The following is a 15,805-nucleotide window of genomic DNA, read 5'->3' on the forward strand; positions in this document are numbered from 1 at the left end:
TCATGGATGCTCATCTGGAGAAGCTCTGGAACACGCTGGAGAAGGTCGACGACCACGCGGTCGCCGTCCGGGCCTGGGGTGGGAAGCTCGCCGGGGTGCTGTCCGCCGGAGGCAGGCTGCTGGCCTGCGGCAACGGCGGCTCGGCCGCGGAGGCCCAGCATCTGACGGCCGAGCTGGTCGGCAGGTTCCGGCACGACAGGCGTCCGTACGCGGCGATCCCGCTGCACGCCGACGGCTCGGCGCTGACGGCGATCGCGAACGACTTCGGCCACGAGGAGGTCTACGCCCGCCAGGTGCTGGCGCACGGCCGCGCGGGCGACGTGCTGATCTGCCTGTCCACCAGCGGCCGCAGCCCCAACGTGCTGGCCGCGGCCGCCGCGGCGCAGGAGAGCGGGATCGTCGCCTGGGCCATGACGGGCCCCGCGCCGAACCCGCTGGCCATCCTGTGCGACGAGGCGGTCGCGGTGCCGGCGGAGGAGACGGCGACCGTACAGGAGGTGCACCTCGCGCTGATCCACCTGTTGTGCGACGCGGTGGAGGAGGCGCTGTGAGAGGGCCGCTCGTCGTCATCGGCGACTCGCTGCTGGACGTGGACGTCGAGGGCGACGCGGAGCGGCTCTGCCCTGACGCGCCCGTCCCCGTGGTCGACGTGGCCGCCGAGCAGGCCCGCCCGGGCGGGGCGGGCCTGGCGGCGCTGCTGGCCGCCCGCGACGGCGCCGACGTCGTGCTGATCACCGCGATGGGCGACGACCCCGACGGCCACCGCCTGTGCGGGCTGCTGTCCGAGGAGCTCGATCTGGTACGCCTCCCGCTGCGCGGCGGCACCGTGCGCAAGACCAGGATCAGGTCGAAGGGCCAGACGCTGGTCAGGCTGGACACCGGCGACGGCGCCGCCAGGTACGCCCCCAGCGAGGAGGCGGCGCAGGCGATCCTCCAGGCGGGCGCGGTGCTGGTGTCCGACTACGGCAGGGGTGTGGCCAGGATGGCCCGCGGGCTGCTGCGCGACGTCGCCGTTCCGGTGGTGTGGGACCCGCATCCCCGCGGCGAGCGTCCCATGCCCGGCTGCGCGCTGGTGACGCCGAGCGAGGCGGAGGCGCGGCTGCTGTGCCCCGACGGCTATCACGGACCGGACCAGGCGGCCCGCTGCCTGGTGAGGGCCCTGCAGGCCAGGGCGGTGGCCGTCACGACCGGCGAGCGGGGCGCCGCGCTGGCCGTGGAGGGCGGCCCGCTGACGGCGGTGCCGCCGCCGGTGCGCGCCGCCGGGCAGGACGCGTGCGGGGCGGGCGACCGGTTCGCCGCCACCGCGGCGCTCGCGCTGCGCGACGGCACCGACGTGCAGGACGCGGTGACGATCGGCGTCGGCGAGGCCTCGCGGTTCGTCGAGCGCGGCGGCGCGGCCACCGTCAGGGTCCGCGAGCAGCGGCTCGGCGACCGGCCGCGCACGGCGCTGGAGGTGGCCGAGCTCACCCGCGCCCAGGGCGGCCGGCTGATCGCGACGGGCGGCTGCTTCGACCTGCTGCACGCGGGGCACGTGAGCCTGCTGCGGCGGGCCAGGGCCCTCGGCGACGCGCTCGTCGTCTGCGTCAACTCCGACGAATCGGTACGCCGGCTGAAGGGCCCGCCGAGGCCGATCGTGGACGCGCGCGACCGGGTCGAGGTGCTCAGGGCGCTCAGCTGCGTGGACGCCGTGCTGGTGTTCGACGAGGACACCCCGGCGGCCGCCATCGAGCGGCTGCGGCCCGACGTGTGGGTCAAGGGCGGCGACTACACGGGGGAGGTCCTGCCCGAATCCGAGGTCCTCGGCAGGCTCGGCGCGGAGACCGTCGTGCTGAGCACGCTGCCGGGGCGTTCGACCACGAATCTGATCAAGGAGATCCAGTGAACATTCTCATCACCGGGGGAGCTTCCGGGCTCGGACTGGCCACCGCCGAGGCCGTGGAGAAGGAGGGCTGGCGGGCGCTGGTCGTCGACGTCCGAGCGCCCGACCAGCGTTTTGAGCACGTCACGGCCGACCTGGCCGACCGGGGGGAGGCCGAGCGCGCCGTACGCGAGCTGGCCGAGCGGGCCGGCGGCCTGGACGGCGTGGTGACGGCCGCGGGCATCGACGCGTGCGGGCGCCTGGAGGACGTCCCCGCCGACGACTGGGAGCGGGTGATCCGGGTGAACCTGCTCGGCACGGCCTCCGTCGTACGGGCGGCGCTGCCGTATCTCAAGCACACCCGCGGCACGGTCGTCACCTGCGCGTCGACGCTGGGCCTTCGGCCGCTGAGCGACGCGTCGGCGTACTCGGCGTCGAAGTTCGGCGTGGTCGGCTTCACCAGGGCGCTGGCGACCGAGCTGCGCGGGGAGGTCGGGGTGACCCTGCTGATCCCCGGCGGCATGCGTACGGGCTTCTTCGACGGCCGTCCCGAGCAGTACAAGCCGGGGCCCGAGGCCGGGCTGAACGATCCGGCCCACGTCGCCCAGTCCATCGTCTTCGCGCTGCGGCAGCCGGCCGGATGCGAGGTGAGAGAGCTCGTCGTCTGCCCGTCCACGGAGACGTCATGGCCCTAGATCTCCTGGTGCTCCGCGGGCTCGGCCTGGGCGACCTGCTCACGGCCGTGCCCGCGCTGCGGGCGCTGCGGCAGGCCTTTCCCCGGCACCGGATCACGCTGGCGGCGCCGCGGGCGCTGGACGCCCTGCCGCCGCTGACCGGGGCGGTGGACGAGCAGGTGGACGTGTCGGGGCCGGGGCCGATCCCCATGGACGGGGTGCCGTTCGAGCGCCCCGACATCGCGGTGAACCTGCACGGCAAGGGCCCGCAGAGCATCGAGGCGCTGCGGGAGACCGGTCCCGGCCGGCTGATCAGCTTCGGCACGGGCCCGGCGTACCCGGAGGGTGTGCACGAGGTGCGGCGCTGGTGCGGGCTGCTGGAATGGCACGGCATCGGCGCCGATCCCGCCGACCTGACGCTCGGCGTCTCCGACCGTACGGGGCCCGCGATCGTGCATCCGGGCGCCGCCTATCCCGCCCGGCGCTGGCCGCCGGAACGTTTCGCGGAGGTCGCCGCCGCGCTGGACGACGTGGTCGTCACGGGGAACGCCGAGGAGGCGCCGCTGGCCAGGCGGGTCGCCGAGCTGGCGGGGCTGCCGCCCGAGCGGGTGCTGGCCGGGCGGACCACCATGGCCGACCTGGTCGATCTGGTCAGCCGGTCGCGGCTGGTGGTGTGCGGCGACACCGGGGTCGCGCACCTGGCGACGGCGTTCTGCGTCCCGTCGGTGGTGCTGTTCGGGCCGGTCTCCCCCGCCCTGTGGGGGCCGCCGCCCGGCTGGCGGCACGTGGCTCTGTGGGCCGGGCGGAACGGGGATCCGCACGGCGAGCGGCCGGATCCCGGCCTGTTGAAGATCGAAGTTTCCGAAGTCGTCGACGCTGCGTTGGAGGTCACGTCATGAGGGCTCTGGTCACCGGGGGCGCCGGCTTCCTCGGTTCCTACCTGTGCGAGCGGCTGCTGGACGAGGGTGCGGAGGTCGTCTGCATGGACAGCTTCCTGACCGGCGGGCCGCGCAATGTCGAGCATCTGATGGACCGGCCTGAGTTCCGGCTGATCGAGTGTGACCTGACCGGGTACGTGCACGTGCCCGACCGGCTGGACCTCGTGCTGCACTTCGCCTCGGCCGCCTCGCCCGCCGACTACCTGCGCTACCCGATCGAGACCCTGCGGGTGGGCAGCGCCGGCACGCTGCACGCGCTGGGGCTGGCCAGGGAGAAGGGCGCCAGGTTCGTGCTGGCCTCCACCAGCGAGGTGTACGGCGACCCGCTGGAGCATCCGCAGCGCGAGACGTACTGGGGCAACGTGAACCCGGTCGGCCCGCGCAGCGTCTACGACGAGGCCAAGCGCTTCGCCGAGTCGCTGACCACCGCCTACCGCCACTCGCGCGGCACCGACACCGGGATCGTGCGCATCTTCAACACCTACGGGCCCCGCATGCGCCCGTTCGACGGCCGGGCGATCCCCACGTTCATCAGGCAGGCACTGAAGGGCGAGCCGATCACGATCACCGGGGACGGCTCCCAGACGCGCTCGGTCTGCTACGTGGACGACACCGTGTCGGGCATCCTCGCGATGGCCCGCAGCCACTTCGGCGGCCCGGTCAACATCGGCAACCCGGACGAGCTGACCATGCTGGAGCTGGCCACGATGATCAAGGAGCTGGCCGGGTCGTCGTCGGAGATCGTCTTCATCGACCGTCCCGCCGACGATCCCAGGGTCAGGCGGCCCGACACCTCGCTGGCGGCCGAGCAGCTGGGCTGGCGGGCGCGGGTGCCGGCGGCCGAAGGGCTCAGGCGCACGATCGAGTGGTTCACCGCCGAGCTGGCCTCGATGGATCAGCTCGAACAGCTCCAGGTCTGATCATGGCCAGGACCGCGATGGTCGTCGTCGACATGCTCAACCCGTACGAGCACGCGGACGCCGAGCAGCTGGAGCGCTCCGTCCAGCCGATCCTGCCCCCGCTGGCCGAGCTCATCGGCCGGGCACGATCGCGCGGCGACGTGGACCTGATCTACGTCAACGACAACTACGGCGACTTCACCGCGACCAGGGAGGACCTGGTGGCGCGGGCGCTCGGCGGCCACCGGCCGGACCTGGTCGAGCCGATCGTACCCCCGGCGGACTGCTCCTTTCTGCCGAAGGTGCGGCACAGCGCGTTCTTCGGGACGCCGCTGGAGTACCTGCTCGGGCAGCTGGGGACGGACACGGTCCTGCTGGCGGGCCAGGTGACCGAGCAGTGCATCCTGTACAGCGCGCTGGACGCGTACATCCGGCACTATTCGATCATGGTGCCGCCGGACTGCGTGGCGGCGATCCATCGCGACCTCGGGCTGGCGGCGCTGCGCATGATGGAGCGCAACATGTCAGCCGAGGTGACCCCGGCCAGGGGCTGCCTCACCTAGCGCGGGCTCACGCCGGGGCCTGCTGGAGCTCCACGCCGAGCAGGGCGTCCACCAGGTCCCTGACCAGGCCGGGAGCGCCGGTGTCCGGGCCCTCACCGGCCAGCGCCCCGGCGGCCCAGGCGTCGACGGCGGCCAGCGCGCCCGGCGCGTCGAGGTCGTCGGCCAGGCGCTCGCGCACCGTGGCCAGAAGCTCGCCGGCGCGCGGTCCCGACGGCAGCGCCGCGGCCCGTCGCCACAACTCCAGCCTGCGCTCGGCCTCGCCCATCAGCTCGGGCACGTATTCCCAGTCGGCGCGGTAGTGGTGGGCCAGCAGCACGAGCCGGACCGCCATCGGGTCGTGCTGCTCGCGCAGCTTGGAGACGAAGACCAGGTTGCCCTTCGACTTCGACATCTTCTCCCCGTGCAGCGCCACCATGCCGGCGTGCGTGTAGAACTTGGCGAAGGGCCACTCCCCCGTGGCCGCGTGGCCCTCGGAGGCGCCGCACTCGTGGTGCGGGAAGATCAGGTCGGAGCCGCCGCCGGCCACGTCGTAGCCCGCGCCCAGGTTGTCGAGGGCGATCGCGGTGCACTCGATGTGCCAGCCGGGCCGGCCCCTGCCGAGAGGCGAGTCCCAGGCGGGCTCGCCGGGCCGCTCGGCGCGCCACAGCAGCCAGTCGAGCGGGTGCCGCTTGCCCTGCCGGTCGGGGTCGCCGCCGCGCTCGGCGAACAGCGCCGGCATCTCGTCCTCGTCGTAGCCGGAGACCTGCCCGAACTTGGGCGCGTCGGCCACGCTGAAGTAGACGTCGCCGTCGAGGTCGTAGGTGACGCCCTTGGCGGAGAGCCTGCCGATCAGGTCGGCGACCTGACCGACGACCTCGGTCACGCCGACGTACTCGCGGGGCGGCACGATCCGCAGCGCCTCCATGTCGCCACGGAACAGCTCGATCTCCCGCTCCGCCAGCTCGCGCCAGGAGACGCCGGTCTGCGTGGCCCGTTCCAGCAGCGGATCGTCCACGTCGGTCGCGTTCTGCGTGTAGTGCACCTCGTGGCCCGCGTCGCGCCACAACCGGCCGACGAGGTCGAAGGCGAGGTAGGTGTTGGCGTGGCCGAGATGGGTGGCGTCGTAGGGGGTGATGCCGCAGACGTACATCCTGGCGGTCGGCCCCGGATCGGTCTGCCGGACCTGCTTCGCGGAGGTGTCGTGGAGACGCAGCGGGATGCTCTCACCAGGGAGCTTGGGTATGTTGGGGGCAGACCACGATCGCATGTCTTCGAGCCTATCCGTCCCGATCTGCGGTCAGGTCGGTGAAGTCGTACGTCACGCCGCCGGTCTCGATCTCGACCTCCATCACCGAAAGGGAGGCGAAGACGCGGCCGTCGGCCAGCTCGTGCCGGACGATGAGCGCGCCCGGGTCGGAGGACGGCTCCGCCGCGGCCAGCTCGTGCCAGGCGCTCGTCTCCGCGAATCTGGGAAGGTGGGCCAGCACCCGCTCGTCTTCCCGATCCAGGCCCGAGTTGACCACCATGCTGGTGCCCTCGGGCAGCTCGGCTTCGGTGCGCCGCTCGCCGTCCCAGCTGAACAACCGCACCCCCGACAGGTCGGCCAGGACCAGATGGAAGGGGTCGTAGCGGGTCAGGTCGCCGTCGGGGAAGTCCCCGCCGTATGCGGCCCGCAGCGCCAGGTCGCCCCGGGAGATCTTCGTGGTCTCCTGCGCGGCCCGGCCGCGGCCGTTGAGGAGGGCGGCGGCGCGGCGGGCCGCCGGGTTGACGGCCAGCCAGGTGCCGCCGACCTTGAGGTCGCGCCCGCCGATCACGCCGGGGTATTCGGGCCAGTGCTCACCCGGGCCCTCCCACGGGCGGTCGGTGAACTCGTCTCTCACACCCATGAGCGTCAGCGGCCGCCCGGTTCTCACGATCAGCGTGCACATGGGCAAAGGGTAATCAACGGGCCAAGTCGCGTGGCGCCCGGGGTCGGGTCAGATCGGCGGCCAGGGGATGGCAGGCCAGCCCTCCGGCGGGTAGGGGTGCACGCCGGTGTCGAGCAGCCGCCTGACGCGCTGCCAGGTGGCCTCCACCTCCGCCGGCGTGAGCAGCTCGCGCAGCCTGCGCCCGAGCGAGCCAGACTCGAGGTCGCGCTCCAGCTTGGCCAGCACCGCCACCGCCTCGCGGGCCAGCGGCTTGCCGCGCCACTGCCACAGCACCGTGCGCAGTTTGTCCTCGACGGAGAAGCAGACCCCGTGGTCGACGCCGTAGACGTGGCCGGTGGGCAGCGGCAGCAGGTGACCGCCCTTGCGGTCGGCGTTGTTGACCACGGCGTCGAACACCGCCATCCGGCGCACGAGCGGGTTGCGGCTCTTGACCAGCCGCATGAGGTCGATCTCACGCTCGGTGTCGATCCAGAGCTGGCACATGCCGGGCCCGAAGGGACCGTCGCGGTAGACCGTGGGCGGCACGATGCGCCAGCCGGTCGCCTGGGACACCTCGTAGGCGGCCACCTCGCGGGCGGCCAGGGTGCCGTCGGGAAAATCCCACAGCGGGCGCTCACCGCGTACGGGCTTGTAGACGCAGGCCGCCGTGCGGGAGCCCAGCTTGACCGAGCAGTAGAGCGTCATGTTGGTCGCCTCGACCAGCCGGCCGGCCACCTCCAGGCGGCCGTCACGCAGGAGCGTGTGCGCCTCGTCCTCGTGCAGGGGCGGCGGCTGGGACGACTTGACGGCCGGTTCGCTCTCAGGAGCGGTCATGAAGCCGCCTCACCCCCGCGGTAGCCGTTGAGACGGACGCACACGTGACCGGCCGCGTCGAGCGGCTGGCCGCACAGGGGACACGGCGGACGGCCCGCCGCGACGATCTGCAGCGCTCGCTGGGTGAAGGCCCGGGCGGCCCCGGCGCTGATGCGCACGCGCAGCACCGCGGGGTCGGGGCCGTCGAGGTCGTCCTCGTCGACGGCCTCCTGCGCCTCGATCACCACCTGCGATCTGTCGGAGTCCCAGGCGAGCGCCATGGTCCCCACCCGGAAGTCCTCCGCGACCGGCACGTCCAGGGGCGCGTCGTCGGCCAGGTCGGCGGGCGCCAGCGCGGGCACGTGCGCGGTGCCCCCGCTGAGGCGCAACACCTCGTCGAGCAGCTCGTCGAGCCTGCCCGCCAGCGCAGCGACCTGCAACTTCTCCAGCGCCACCGTGGTCAGTCTGCCCTCGGCCCTGGCCTGCAGAAAGAAGACCCGCGCGCCCGGCTGCCCCAAGGCACCGGCGACGAACCTCTCTGGTGGGTCGTAGTCGAAGACCGGCATAGCCTGACCTTACGTGGTTCCGGGTCCGCCGCCGACGGCAGCATCGCTCCCGGTGATGTTTTCTCCCCCGTCTTTCTCCTCCGAATCCTCGGGAAGCCTCAATTCCCCCATATCGTTAAGCCTGAGAACAAAGGGACGCAGCGGCGCATAGCGAATGACGGTGAGCGCTCCAGGATCGGCCGTTATCCGCTGAAAGTGATCGAGGTGGAGGCCCAGAGCGTCCGCGACGATCGCCTTGATCACGTCGCCGTGGCTGCAGACCAGGTAGACACCCTTCTCCCCGACCCGCTCGTTCCACTCCCTGACCGCCGCGACCGCCCGATGTTGCATCGCCGTCAGCGCCTCGCCGCCGGGGAAGGCCACCGCGCTCGGATGCGCCTGGACGACCTGCCACAGCGGCTCGCGGGCGAGCTCTTTCAGCGGCCGCCCGGTCCACTCGCCGTAACCGCACTCGATGAACCGCTCGTCGATCACCACCTCCGCCGCGCGCCCGTCGGCGACCGCCTGTGCCGTCTCCCGGCAGCGTTCGAGCGGGCTGGAGACGATGGCGTCGAGACCGACGCCCGCGATGCGCCCGGCGAGCGCCGCGGCCTGCGCTCTGCCCGCCTCGCTCAGGTGCACCCCCGGGGTACGGCCGGCCAGCACCGGCCCTGTGAGATCCGTCAGCCCGTGCCGGGCGAGAAGCAACGTGGTCACCCTACCAGTGTCGCAGGCGCCGATCACGGTCGATCACAACGGCTACGCCTCCCGCCCTGTCCCGGCGCCCGCCGCCCGACCGCACGAAGGGCCGCCCCTCCCCCGTGGACCGCGAACCACAACCCGCTGAGCAGGTCTCCGGCCGGCCGATGAGAAAACGGCATGGCGGGCCGCCGCCACAGCCCTGACCACCGAGAACAGCGGAGCGGCAGCCTGCTGGGCAGGTTTCTTGTTGGTAACCTGGCGGGATCATGGAGCAGCGCTACGTCGGCCACAGCGGACTGTCGGTGTCCAGGCTGGGGCTCGGCACGATGACCTGGGGGCGTGACACCGACACGGACGAGGCGGCCGCCCAGCTCCGCACGTTCCTCGACGCGGGCGGCAACCTCGTCGACACGGCCGACGTCTACACCGGCGGCGACTCCGAGCGGCTGCTGGGGCGCATGTTGCGCGACTCGGTGCCGCGCTCCGAGCTGGTGATCTCCACCAAGGCCGTGGTCACCCCCACGGGCCGGCGGCCCCGCGACGCCTCACGGCGCCACCTGATCGCCGCCGTCGACGACTCGCTCAACCGGCTCGGGCTCGACTACGTCGACCTCTGGCAGCTGCACACCTACGACGCCGAGGTGCCGCTGGAGGAGACGCTGGCCGCGCTCGACGCGATCGTCTCCTCCGGCCGCGCCGTCTACGCCGGCGTCTGCGACTACGCCGGCTGGCAACTGGCCGCCGCCGCGGTCACCCAGAAGATGATCCCCGGCCGCATCCCGATCACCTCGGCGCAGGCCGAATACTCGCTGCTGGCCCGCGAGCCCGAGCGCGAGTTGCTGCCCGCCGCCAACCACCTCGGCGTGGGCATGCTGGCCTGGTCGCCGCTGGGGCGGGGGGTGCTGACGGGCAAATACCGCGCCGGCGTCCCCGGCGACTCGCGCGCCGCCACCCCGCACTTCGCCGACTTCGTCCGCCCCTATCTCGACGAGCGCAGCCGGCGCGTGGTCGAATCGGTCATGACCGCCGCCGACGGGCTCGGCGTCTCGCCCCTGGCGGTGGCGCTGTCGTGGGTGCGCGACCAGCCCGGCGTCGCCTCCGCCATCGTCGGAGCGCGTACACACGCGCAGCTCAAGGGCATCCTGCCCGCCGAAGACGTGGTGCTGCCCATAGAGATCCGAGAGGCCCTCGATGACGTGTCGTCACTCGACTGACCGGGAACGAGAGACTCTCTCGTGTATCACTAGTCGATACCGAATCGCAACTTTACCCGGCAAACGCCTGCGTCCGACCGGGGATGTCCATCAGGATTTCTCCCTGAGGCAACGCAGGAGGGGACGGATGGGGAGCAGGACCGCGATCTCGGCTGGAGTTCTCGCGGTGGCGTTGGGGGCCGTTCCGGTGGCGGCGCCGGCCGCGGCGGCGGCCACCCAGGACTGCACGCGGGGCGGCGGCCTGCTCTCAGGGGTGACCAACACGTTGTGCGACGTCGTGGGTGCGGTGACCGGCACGGTCGACACCCTGACAGGCGGGGCCACCGGCACGGTGACCGACGGCCTCGACAAGACCACCGACGAGGTGCTCGGCAGGGTGGGCAGGGTCGTGCCGACCACCAGGCCGAAGGCCACCAGGACGAACGAGCCGCCACCGTCGCCCAGGGCGACGGAGCAGGAGCGGGTGCCCTCCGACGACGGATGCCTGCCGGGGCCGGCCTGCGCGGACGGCGAGGTCTACAGCACGCTGTCGCCGCCGCCCACGTCCTCGGCCAGGCGCCCGGCGCGGCCGCGCGCGGGTCAGAAGGACTCCTCGTCCGTGCCCGGCACGTCGAGGACGCGCAGGCCCGAGAGCCGGCCGCAGCTCATGGACACGCGCCGGCCGCTGGCCGACAAGAAGCGGGCCGACCCGGAGGAGCCGCGGGTCGACCTGCTGTGGCCCAACCCGTTCGCGCACGAGCTGACCGTGCCGATGCAGCAACAACGCGTCGTGCGGCCCAGCCCGCCCGCCTCCGACGTGCTGGGCACGGCGCTGACCATCGCGCTGCTGGGGTCGGCGGTGCTCGCCGCCCGCATCGTCCAGCAGCGCCGCAGCCGCAACGAACCCGCCGAGTCGATCCCCTTCGAGCCGGCCCGCGCCGGCAACGGCCGCCACCGCCTGGCCTGAGCACCACCGCCGGCCCCTCACCGCCGGACCCTCACCGCCGGCGTCGGTCAGTCCGGCAAGCCCGGCACCCGAAGCGACCGCTCGGCTTGATGCCCACCGGCCGCCGTCTCGCCTGCGCGCCGGTGGGTGTCTCAGCCGCCGATGGCGTGGACGCCGCCGTCCACGTGGACGATCTCGCCCGTCGTCGCCGGGAACCAGTCGGACATGAGCGCCACGCACGCCTTGGCCGCCGGGACCGTGTCGGACAGGTCCCAGCCCAGCGGGGCCTTCTCCGGCCAGCTGTCCTCGAACTCCTTGAAGCCCGGGATCGACCTGGCGGCCATCGTGCGCAGCGGGCCGGCCGCCACCAGGTTGACGCGGATGTTGTGCTTGCCCAGGTCGCGGGCGAGGTAGCGGTTGCAGGACTCCAGGCCCGCCTTGGCCACGCCCATCCAGTCGTAGACCGGCCACGCCTTGGAGGCGTCGAAGTCGAGGCCGACGACGGAGCCGCCCTCCTTCATGAGCGGCAGGCAGGCGACCGCCAGCGACTTGAACGAGTAGGTCGACACCTGCACAGCGGTCGCGACGTCGTCCCACGAGGTGTTGAGGAAGTTGCCGCCCAGGGCGCTCTGCGGTGCGAAGGCGATCGAGTGGACCACGCCGTCGAGACCGTCGACGTGCTCTCCGACCCGGGCCGCGAGCGTGTCGAGGTGCTCGGTGTCCTGGACGTCGAGCTCCAGCACGGGGGCCGGCGACGGCAGGCGCCTGGCGATGCGCTCGACCAGGCTCAGCCGGCCGAACCCGGTGAGCACCACCGTGGCGCCTTCCTCCTGGGCCAGCTTGGCCACGTTGAACGCGATCGAGGCATCGGTGAGCACGCCCGTCACGAGGATCCGCTTGCCTTCGAGAATGCCCATGTCAGTGCCCCATTCCGAGTCCGCCGTCGACGGGGATCACGGCCCCGGTGATGTAGGAGGCGTCGTCGCTCGCCACGAAGCGCACGACGCGCGCGACCTCCTCGGGGGTGGCCTGGCGCCCGAGCGGGATGCGCGCCAGGATCTGCTCCTGGTCGAGGTCGGCCGTCATGTCGGTGGCGACGAAGCCGGGCGAGACGACGTTGACCGTGATGTTGCGCGAGCCGTATTCGCGGGCCATGGAGCGGGCGAAGCCGATGAGGCCGGCCTTGGAGGCGGCGTAGTTGGCCTGCCCGGCCTGGCCGCTCATGCCGATGACCGAGGAGATGAGGACGATCCGGCCGCGCTTGAGCCGCATCATGGGCCTGATGGCCCGCTTGGCGACGCGGTAGGCGCCGGTGAGGTTGGCGTCGATGACGTCGGTGAAGGTCTCCTCCTGCATCATCGCCAGCAAGGTGTCCTTGGTGATGCCGGCGTTGGAGACGACGACCTCGACCGGGCCGTGCTCGGCCTCCACCTTGTCGAAGGCGGCCTCGACGTCGGCCATGCTGGTGACGTCGCAGCGCACGCCGAACAGGCCCTCGGGCGGCTCCCCTGAGCGGTAGGTGACCGCGACGGCGTCGCCTGCCGCGGAGAGTTCACGGGCGATCGCGAGGCCTATGCCGCGATTGCCTCCGGTGACGAGTACAGAGCGTGCCATGACACCTGACGCTATCTCCTACCGGCGGGTATGCGCTTGTCCGGGTGACACAAGATCGCAGGGTTAGGATCGTGGACATGCGCCAGATCGATCCCGACTTCCTGGAGCTGCCGTTGCGGCAGCTCGCGGACGCCGCCCTGCAACGTGCCCGCGACCTCGGCGCCGAACACGCCGACTTCCGGCTCGAACGCGTCAGGGCCGAGACGCTGAGTCTCTATGACGCCCGGCTCGAAGGCTCCATGGACGCCGACGACCTGGGCTACGCCGTGCGCGTCGTGAAGGGCGGCACGTGGGGGTTCGCGGCCGGCATCCACCTGGCCCCTGAGGCCGCCGCGGCCGTGGCCGAGCAGGCGGTGCGGGTGGCGGAGGTGAGCGCCCCGATCAACAGGGAGCCCATCGAGCTGGCCCCGGAGCCGGTGCACGCCGACACCGTGTGGGTGTCGGCGTACGACGTCGACCCGTTCGAGGTGGCGCCGGCCGACAAGGTGGCCCTGCTGGCCGACTGGTCGGCCGGGCTGCTGAAGGGGGCCGACCACGTCTCGGCGCGGCTGCTGCAGGTCAAGGAGCAGAAGTTCTACGCCGACACGGCCGGCACGGTCACCACGCAGCAGCGGGTGCGGGTGCACCCCAGGCTCAACGCGATGAAAGCGGCCGAGGGCGGGTTCGACGACATGTCGACCCTCGCGCCGCCGGTCGGGAGGGGCTACGAATATCTGACGGGCACGGGCTGGGACTGGCAGGGCGAGCTGGCCAGGCTGCCCGAGCTGCTGGCGGAGAAGCTGGCCGCGCCCTCGGTCGAGGCCGGGGACCACGACCTGGTGATCGACCCGTCCAACCTGTGGCTGACGATCCACGAGTCCATCGGCCACGCGACCGAGCTCGACCGGGCGCTCGGCTACGAGGCGGCCTACGCCGGCACCAGCTTCGCCACGTTCGACCAGCTGGGCGAGCTGGTCTACGGTTCACCGCTGATGAACGTGACCGGCGACCGCACGGTCACGCACGGCCTGGCCACGATCGGCTACGACGATGAGGGCGTGCAGGGGCAAAGCTTCGACATCGTCAGGGACGGCATCCTGGTCGGCTACCAGCTCGACCGGCGGATGGCGCTGATGAAGGGGTTCGGGCGGTCCAACGGCTGCGCGTTCGCCGACTCCCCCGGTCACATGCCGATCCAGCGCATGGCCAACGTGTCGCTGGTGCCGGCGCCCGGCGGGCCCTCCACCGACGAGCTCATCGCGGGCGTCGAGCGGGGCCTCTACATCGTCGGCGACAAGAGCTGGTCGATCGACATGCAGCGCTACAACTTCCAGTTCACGGGGCAGCGGGCGTACAAGATCTCGCACGGGAAGCTGGCCGGTCAGGTCAGGGACTTCGCCTACCAGGCGACGACGACCGACTTCTGGCAGTCGATGGAGGCCTTGGGCGGGCCGCAGACCTACGTGCTCGGCGGTGCGTTCAACTGCGGCAAGGGCCAGCCGGGGCAGATCGCGCCGGTCAGCCACGGCTGTCCGGCGGCGCTCTTCAGGGGCGTGCGGATCCTCAACACGGTGCAGGAGGGCGGCAAGTGAACGAGCGCGGCGAGCTGACCGGCGGGCACGGGTCGGTGGAGAGCCCCGTCTCCCCTCAGGAGATGGTGGAGAGGGCGCTGGAGATCTCCCGTAATGACGGCTGCGTGGTGCTGGTGGACGAGGGGTCCACGGCCAACCTGCGCTTCGCGGGCAACACGCTGACCACGAACGGCGTCGCCCGCTCGGCGCGGCTGACCGTGATCTCGATCGCGGGGCAGGGCGTCGGGGTGGTGTCGCGGTCCGCCGTACGCGAGGACCAGCTCGCCGGTGTGGTGGCGGCGGCCGACGCGGCGGCTCGCGAGGCCCAGCCCGCCGAGGACGCCCGTGACCTCGTGGCGGGCGTCCCCGCCTCGCCTGACTGGAGCGAGCCGGTACGCCCGACCGACATCGGGGTGTTCGGGGCGTTCGCCCCCGCGCTCGGCGACGCGTTCGCCGCCGCGGAGGCGGCCGGAGGCAAGCTGTACGGGTTCGCCCAGCACAAGGTGACCACGACCTTCCTCGGCTCGTCCACGGGGCTGCGGCTGCGCCACGACCAGCCGGCCGGCAAGGTCGAGCTCAACGCCAAGTCCGACGACATGAAGCGTTCCGCGTGGACCGGCGTGTCGACACCCGACTTCACCGACGTCGACGTGGCGGCGCTCGGGTCCACGCTGGCGCAGCGGCTGGAGTGGGCCAAGACGCGGGTCGACCTGCCCGCGGGCCGCTACGAGACACTGCTGCCGCCGAGCGCGGTGGCCGACCTGATGATCTACATGTACTGGTCGTCGGGCGCCCGCGACGCGCTCGACGGGCGTTCGGTGTTCGCCAGGCGCGGCGGGGGCACCCGGGTGGGCGAGCAGCTGGCCACGCTGCCCGTCTCGCTGTCGAGCGACCCGGGGGCGCCGGGCATCGGGTGCGCGCCGTTCGTGGCGGCTCACGCCTCCGGCAGGGACAGCTCGGTCTTCGACAACGGGCTGCCGCTGGAGCCGACCGGCTGGATCACCGACGGCCGTCTCGACGCGCTGCTGCAGACCCGCTACTCGGCGGGGCTGAGCGGGCTCCCGGTGACGCCGGGGATCGACAACCTGATCATGTCGGGTCCCGGTGACGGCAGGTCGCTGGACGAGATGATCGCCTCCACCAGGCGCGGGCTCCTGGTCACGTGCCTGTGGTACATCCGCGAGGTCGACCCCCAGACGCTCCTGCTGACCGGGCTGACCCGTGACGGCGTCTACCTGGTGGAGCACGGCGAGATCGTGGGCGAGGTGAACAACTTCCGCTTCAACGAGAGCCCGGTCGACCTGCTGGGAAGGCTGGCTGAGGTGGGGGCGAGCGAGCGCACGCTGCCGAGGGAGTGGGGCGACTACTTCCAGAACACGGTCATGCCGCCGGTGCGGGTGCCCGACTTCAACATGTCCACGGTGAGCCAGGCGAGCTGACCCGCGCCGCCCGCAGGCGGCGGGCGGACTCAGCGGGGCCCAGCAGGGCGCCCAGGGTGTGGCCGAGCGACTCGCCGAGCGCCTTCGCGCACGTGTCGTAGCCCTCGGGCGGGCCTCCGTAGGGATCGCGCACGTCGGGCGCGGGCCGCCGGCGGCGCCGCCCGGCGGCCGACTCGACGATCGCC

General features: G+C 72.4%; 17 protein-coding genes. 10 read left to right on the top strand and 7 right to left on the bottom strand.

The genetic code is table 11. The features are described from left to right. Positions 1-2: 2 nt before the first annotated feature. From ABGA98_RS32155 to ABGA98_RS32180, 6 genes are read left to right on the top strand one after another with little or no spacing between them, the layout of a single operon-like run. Positions 3-551 carry an SIS domain-containing protein gene (locus tag ABGA98_RS32155; RefSeq protein WP_347622160.1) on the top strand — a complete coding sequence of 183 codons (549 nt, stop codon included), beginning with the start codon at positions 3-5 and terminating at the stop codon, positions 549-551. Then, positions 548-1,882, top strand: a complete 1,335-nt coding sequence (locus tag ABGA98_RS32160) for a PfkB family carbohydrate kinase (RefSeq protein WP_347622161.1) — start codon at positions 548-550, stop codon at positions 1,880-1,882. The genes ABGA98_RS32155 and ABGA98_RS32160 overlap by 4 nt, the downstream gene beginning before the upstream one ends. Further along, on the top strand, positions 1,879-2,553 hold the full coding sequence (locus ABGA98_RS32165) for an SDR family oxidoreductase (protein WP_347622162.1): 675 nt from the start codon (positions 1,879-1,881) through the stop codon (positions 2,551-2,553). The genes ABGA98_RS32160 and ABGA98_RS32165 overlap by 4 nt, the downstream gene beginning before the upstream one ends. Continuing rightward, complete coding sequence (locus ABGA98_RS32170; RefSeq protein ID WP_347622163.1) at positions 2,544-3,431, top strand: glycosyltransferase family 9 protein; 888 nt, start codon at positions 2,544-2,546, stop codon at positions 3,429-3,431. Before ABGA98_RS32165 ends, ABGA98_RS32170 begins: the two co-directional genes overlap by 10 nt. Then, positions 3,428-4,390, top strand: a complete 963-nt coding sequence (locus ABGA98_RS32175; protein WP_347622164.1) for a UDP-glucuronic acid decarboxylase family protein — start codon at positions 3,428-3,430, stop codon at positions 4,388-4,390. Before ABGA98_RS32170 ends, ABGA98_RS32175 begins: the two co-directional genes overlap by 4 nt. A 2-nt stretch (positions 4,391-4,392) precedes the next feature. After that, positions 4,393-4,932, top strand: coding sequence for an isochorismatase family cysteine hydrolase (locus tag ABGA98_RS32180; protein ID WP_347622165.1), 540 nt, complete (start codon positions 4,393-4,395; stop codon positions 4,930-4,932). 7 nt (positions 4,933-4,939) lie between these two features. Here ABGA98_RS32180 and mshC read toward each other — a convergent pair whose 3' ends face one another. Genes mshC through ABGA98_RS32205 form a run of 5 tightly spaced genes read right to left on the bottom strand, consistent with a single transcriptional unit; the run spans position 4,940 to position 8,893 of the window. Further along, complete coding sequence (mshC, locus tag ABGA98_RS32185; RefSeq protein WP_347622166.1) at positions 4,940-6,178, bottom strand: cysteine--1-D-myo-inosityl 2-amino-2-deoxy-alpha-D-glucopyranoside ligase; 1,239 nt, start codon at positions 6,176-6,178, stop codon at positions 4,940-4,942. A 10-nt stretch (positions 6,179-6,188) separates the two neighbouring features. Beyond that, on the bottom strand, positions 6,189-6,839 hold the full coding sequence (locus ABGA98_RS32190) for an NRDE family protein (protein ID WP_347622167.1): 651 nt from the start codon (positions 6,837-6,839) through the stop codon (positions 6,189-6,191). A gap of 48 nt (positions 6,840-6,887) precedes the next feature. Continuing rightward, entirely contained in the window at positions 6,888-7,652 is a 765-nt protein-coding gene (locus ABGA98_RS32195) for an SCO1664 family protein (protein WP_347622168.1), read from the bottom strand. Continuing rightward, positions 7,649-8,197 (bottom strand): DUF3090 domain-containing protein, encoded by a 549-nt coding sequence (locus ABGA98_RS32200; protein ID WP_132516004.1) that lies wholly within the window; start codon positions 8,195-8,197, stop codon positions 7,649-7,651. The genes ABGA98_RS32195 and ABGA98_RS32200 overlap by 4 nt, the downstream gene beginning before the upstream one ends. Positions 8,198-8,206: 9 nt before the next feature. Next, entirely contained in the window at positions 8,207-8,893 is a 687-nt protein-coding gene (locus ABGA98_RS32205) for an MSMEG_4193 family putative phosphomutase (RefSeq protein ID WP_347622317.1), read from the bottom strand. A 251-nt stretch (positions 8,894-9,144) separates the two neighbouring features. On the opposite strand from ABGA98_RS32205, the gene ABGA98_RS32210 reads away from it, so the two are divergent. Next, positions 9,145-10,092, top strand: a complete 948-nt coding sequence (locus tag ABGA98_RS32210; protein WP_347622169.1) for an aldo/keto reductase — start codon at positions 9,145-9,147, stop codon at positions 10,090-10,092. A gap of 127 nt (positions 10,093-10,219) precedes the next feature. Further along, the gene (locus tag ABGA98_RS32215) at positions 10,220-11,038 is read left to right on the top strand and encodes a hypothetical protein (protein ID WP_347622170.1); all 819 of its coding nucleotides are present in this window, start codon (positions 10,220-10,222) and stop codon (positions 11,036-11,038) included. Positions 11,039-11,169: 131 nt separating this feature from the next. On the opposite strand, the gene fabI is transcribed toward ABGA98_RS32215, so the two are convergent. Next, a complete protein-coding gene (gene fabI, locus ABGA98_RS32220; RefSeq protein ID WP_347622171.1) occupies positions 11,170-11,934 on the bottom strand; it encodes an enoyl-ACP reductase FabI in 765 nt (254 codons plus the stop codon). A gap of 1 nt (position 11,935) precedes the next feature. Beyond that, positions 11,936-12,631, bottom strand: a complete 696-nt coding sequence (locus tag ABGA98_RS32225; RefSeq protein WP_347622172.1) for a beta-ketoacyl-ACP reductase — start codon at positions 12,629-12,631, stop codon at positions 11,936-11,938. A 77-nt stretch (positions 12,632-12,708) separates the two neighbouring features. Here ABGA98_RS32225 and ABGA98_RS32230 point away from each other — a divergent pair, with 77 nt between their 5' ends. Together ABGA98_RS32230 and ABGA98_RS32235 are read left to right on the top strand one after the other, a co-directional pair. Beyond that, positions 12,709-14,202 (top strand): TldD/PmbA family protein, encoded by a 1,494-nt coding sequence (locus tag ABGA98_RS32230; protein ID WP_347622173.1) that lies wholly within the window; start codon positions 12,709-12,711, stop codon positions 14,200-14,202. A 62-nt stretch (positions 14,203-14,264) separates the two neighbouring features. Then, positions 14,265-15,620, top strand: coding sequence for a metallopeptidase TldD-related protein (locus ABGA98_RS32235; RefSeq protein WP_347622318.1), 1,356 nt, complete (start codon positions 14,265-14,267; stop codon positions 15,618-15,620). Positions 15,621-15,805: the final 185 nt, after the last annotated feature.

Origin of the sequence: Nonomuraea sp. B1E8 (assembly GCF_039871515.1) — a bacterium.
Lineage (GTDB): Bacteria > Actinomycetota > Actinomycetes > Streptosporangiales > Streptosporangiaceae > Nonomuraea.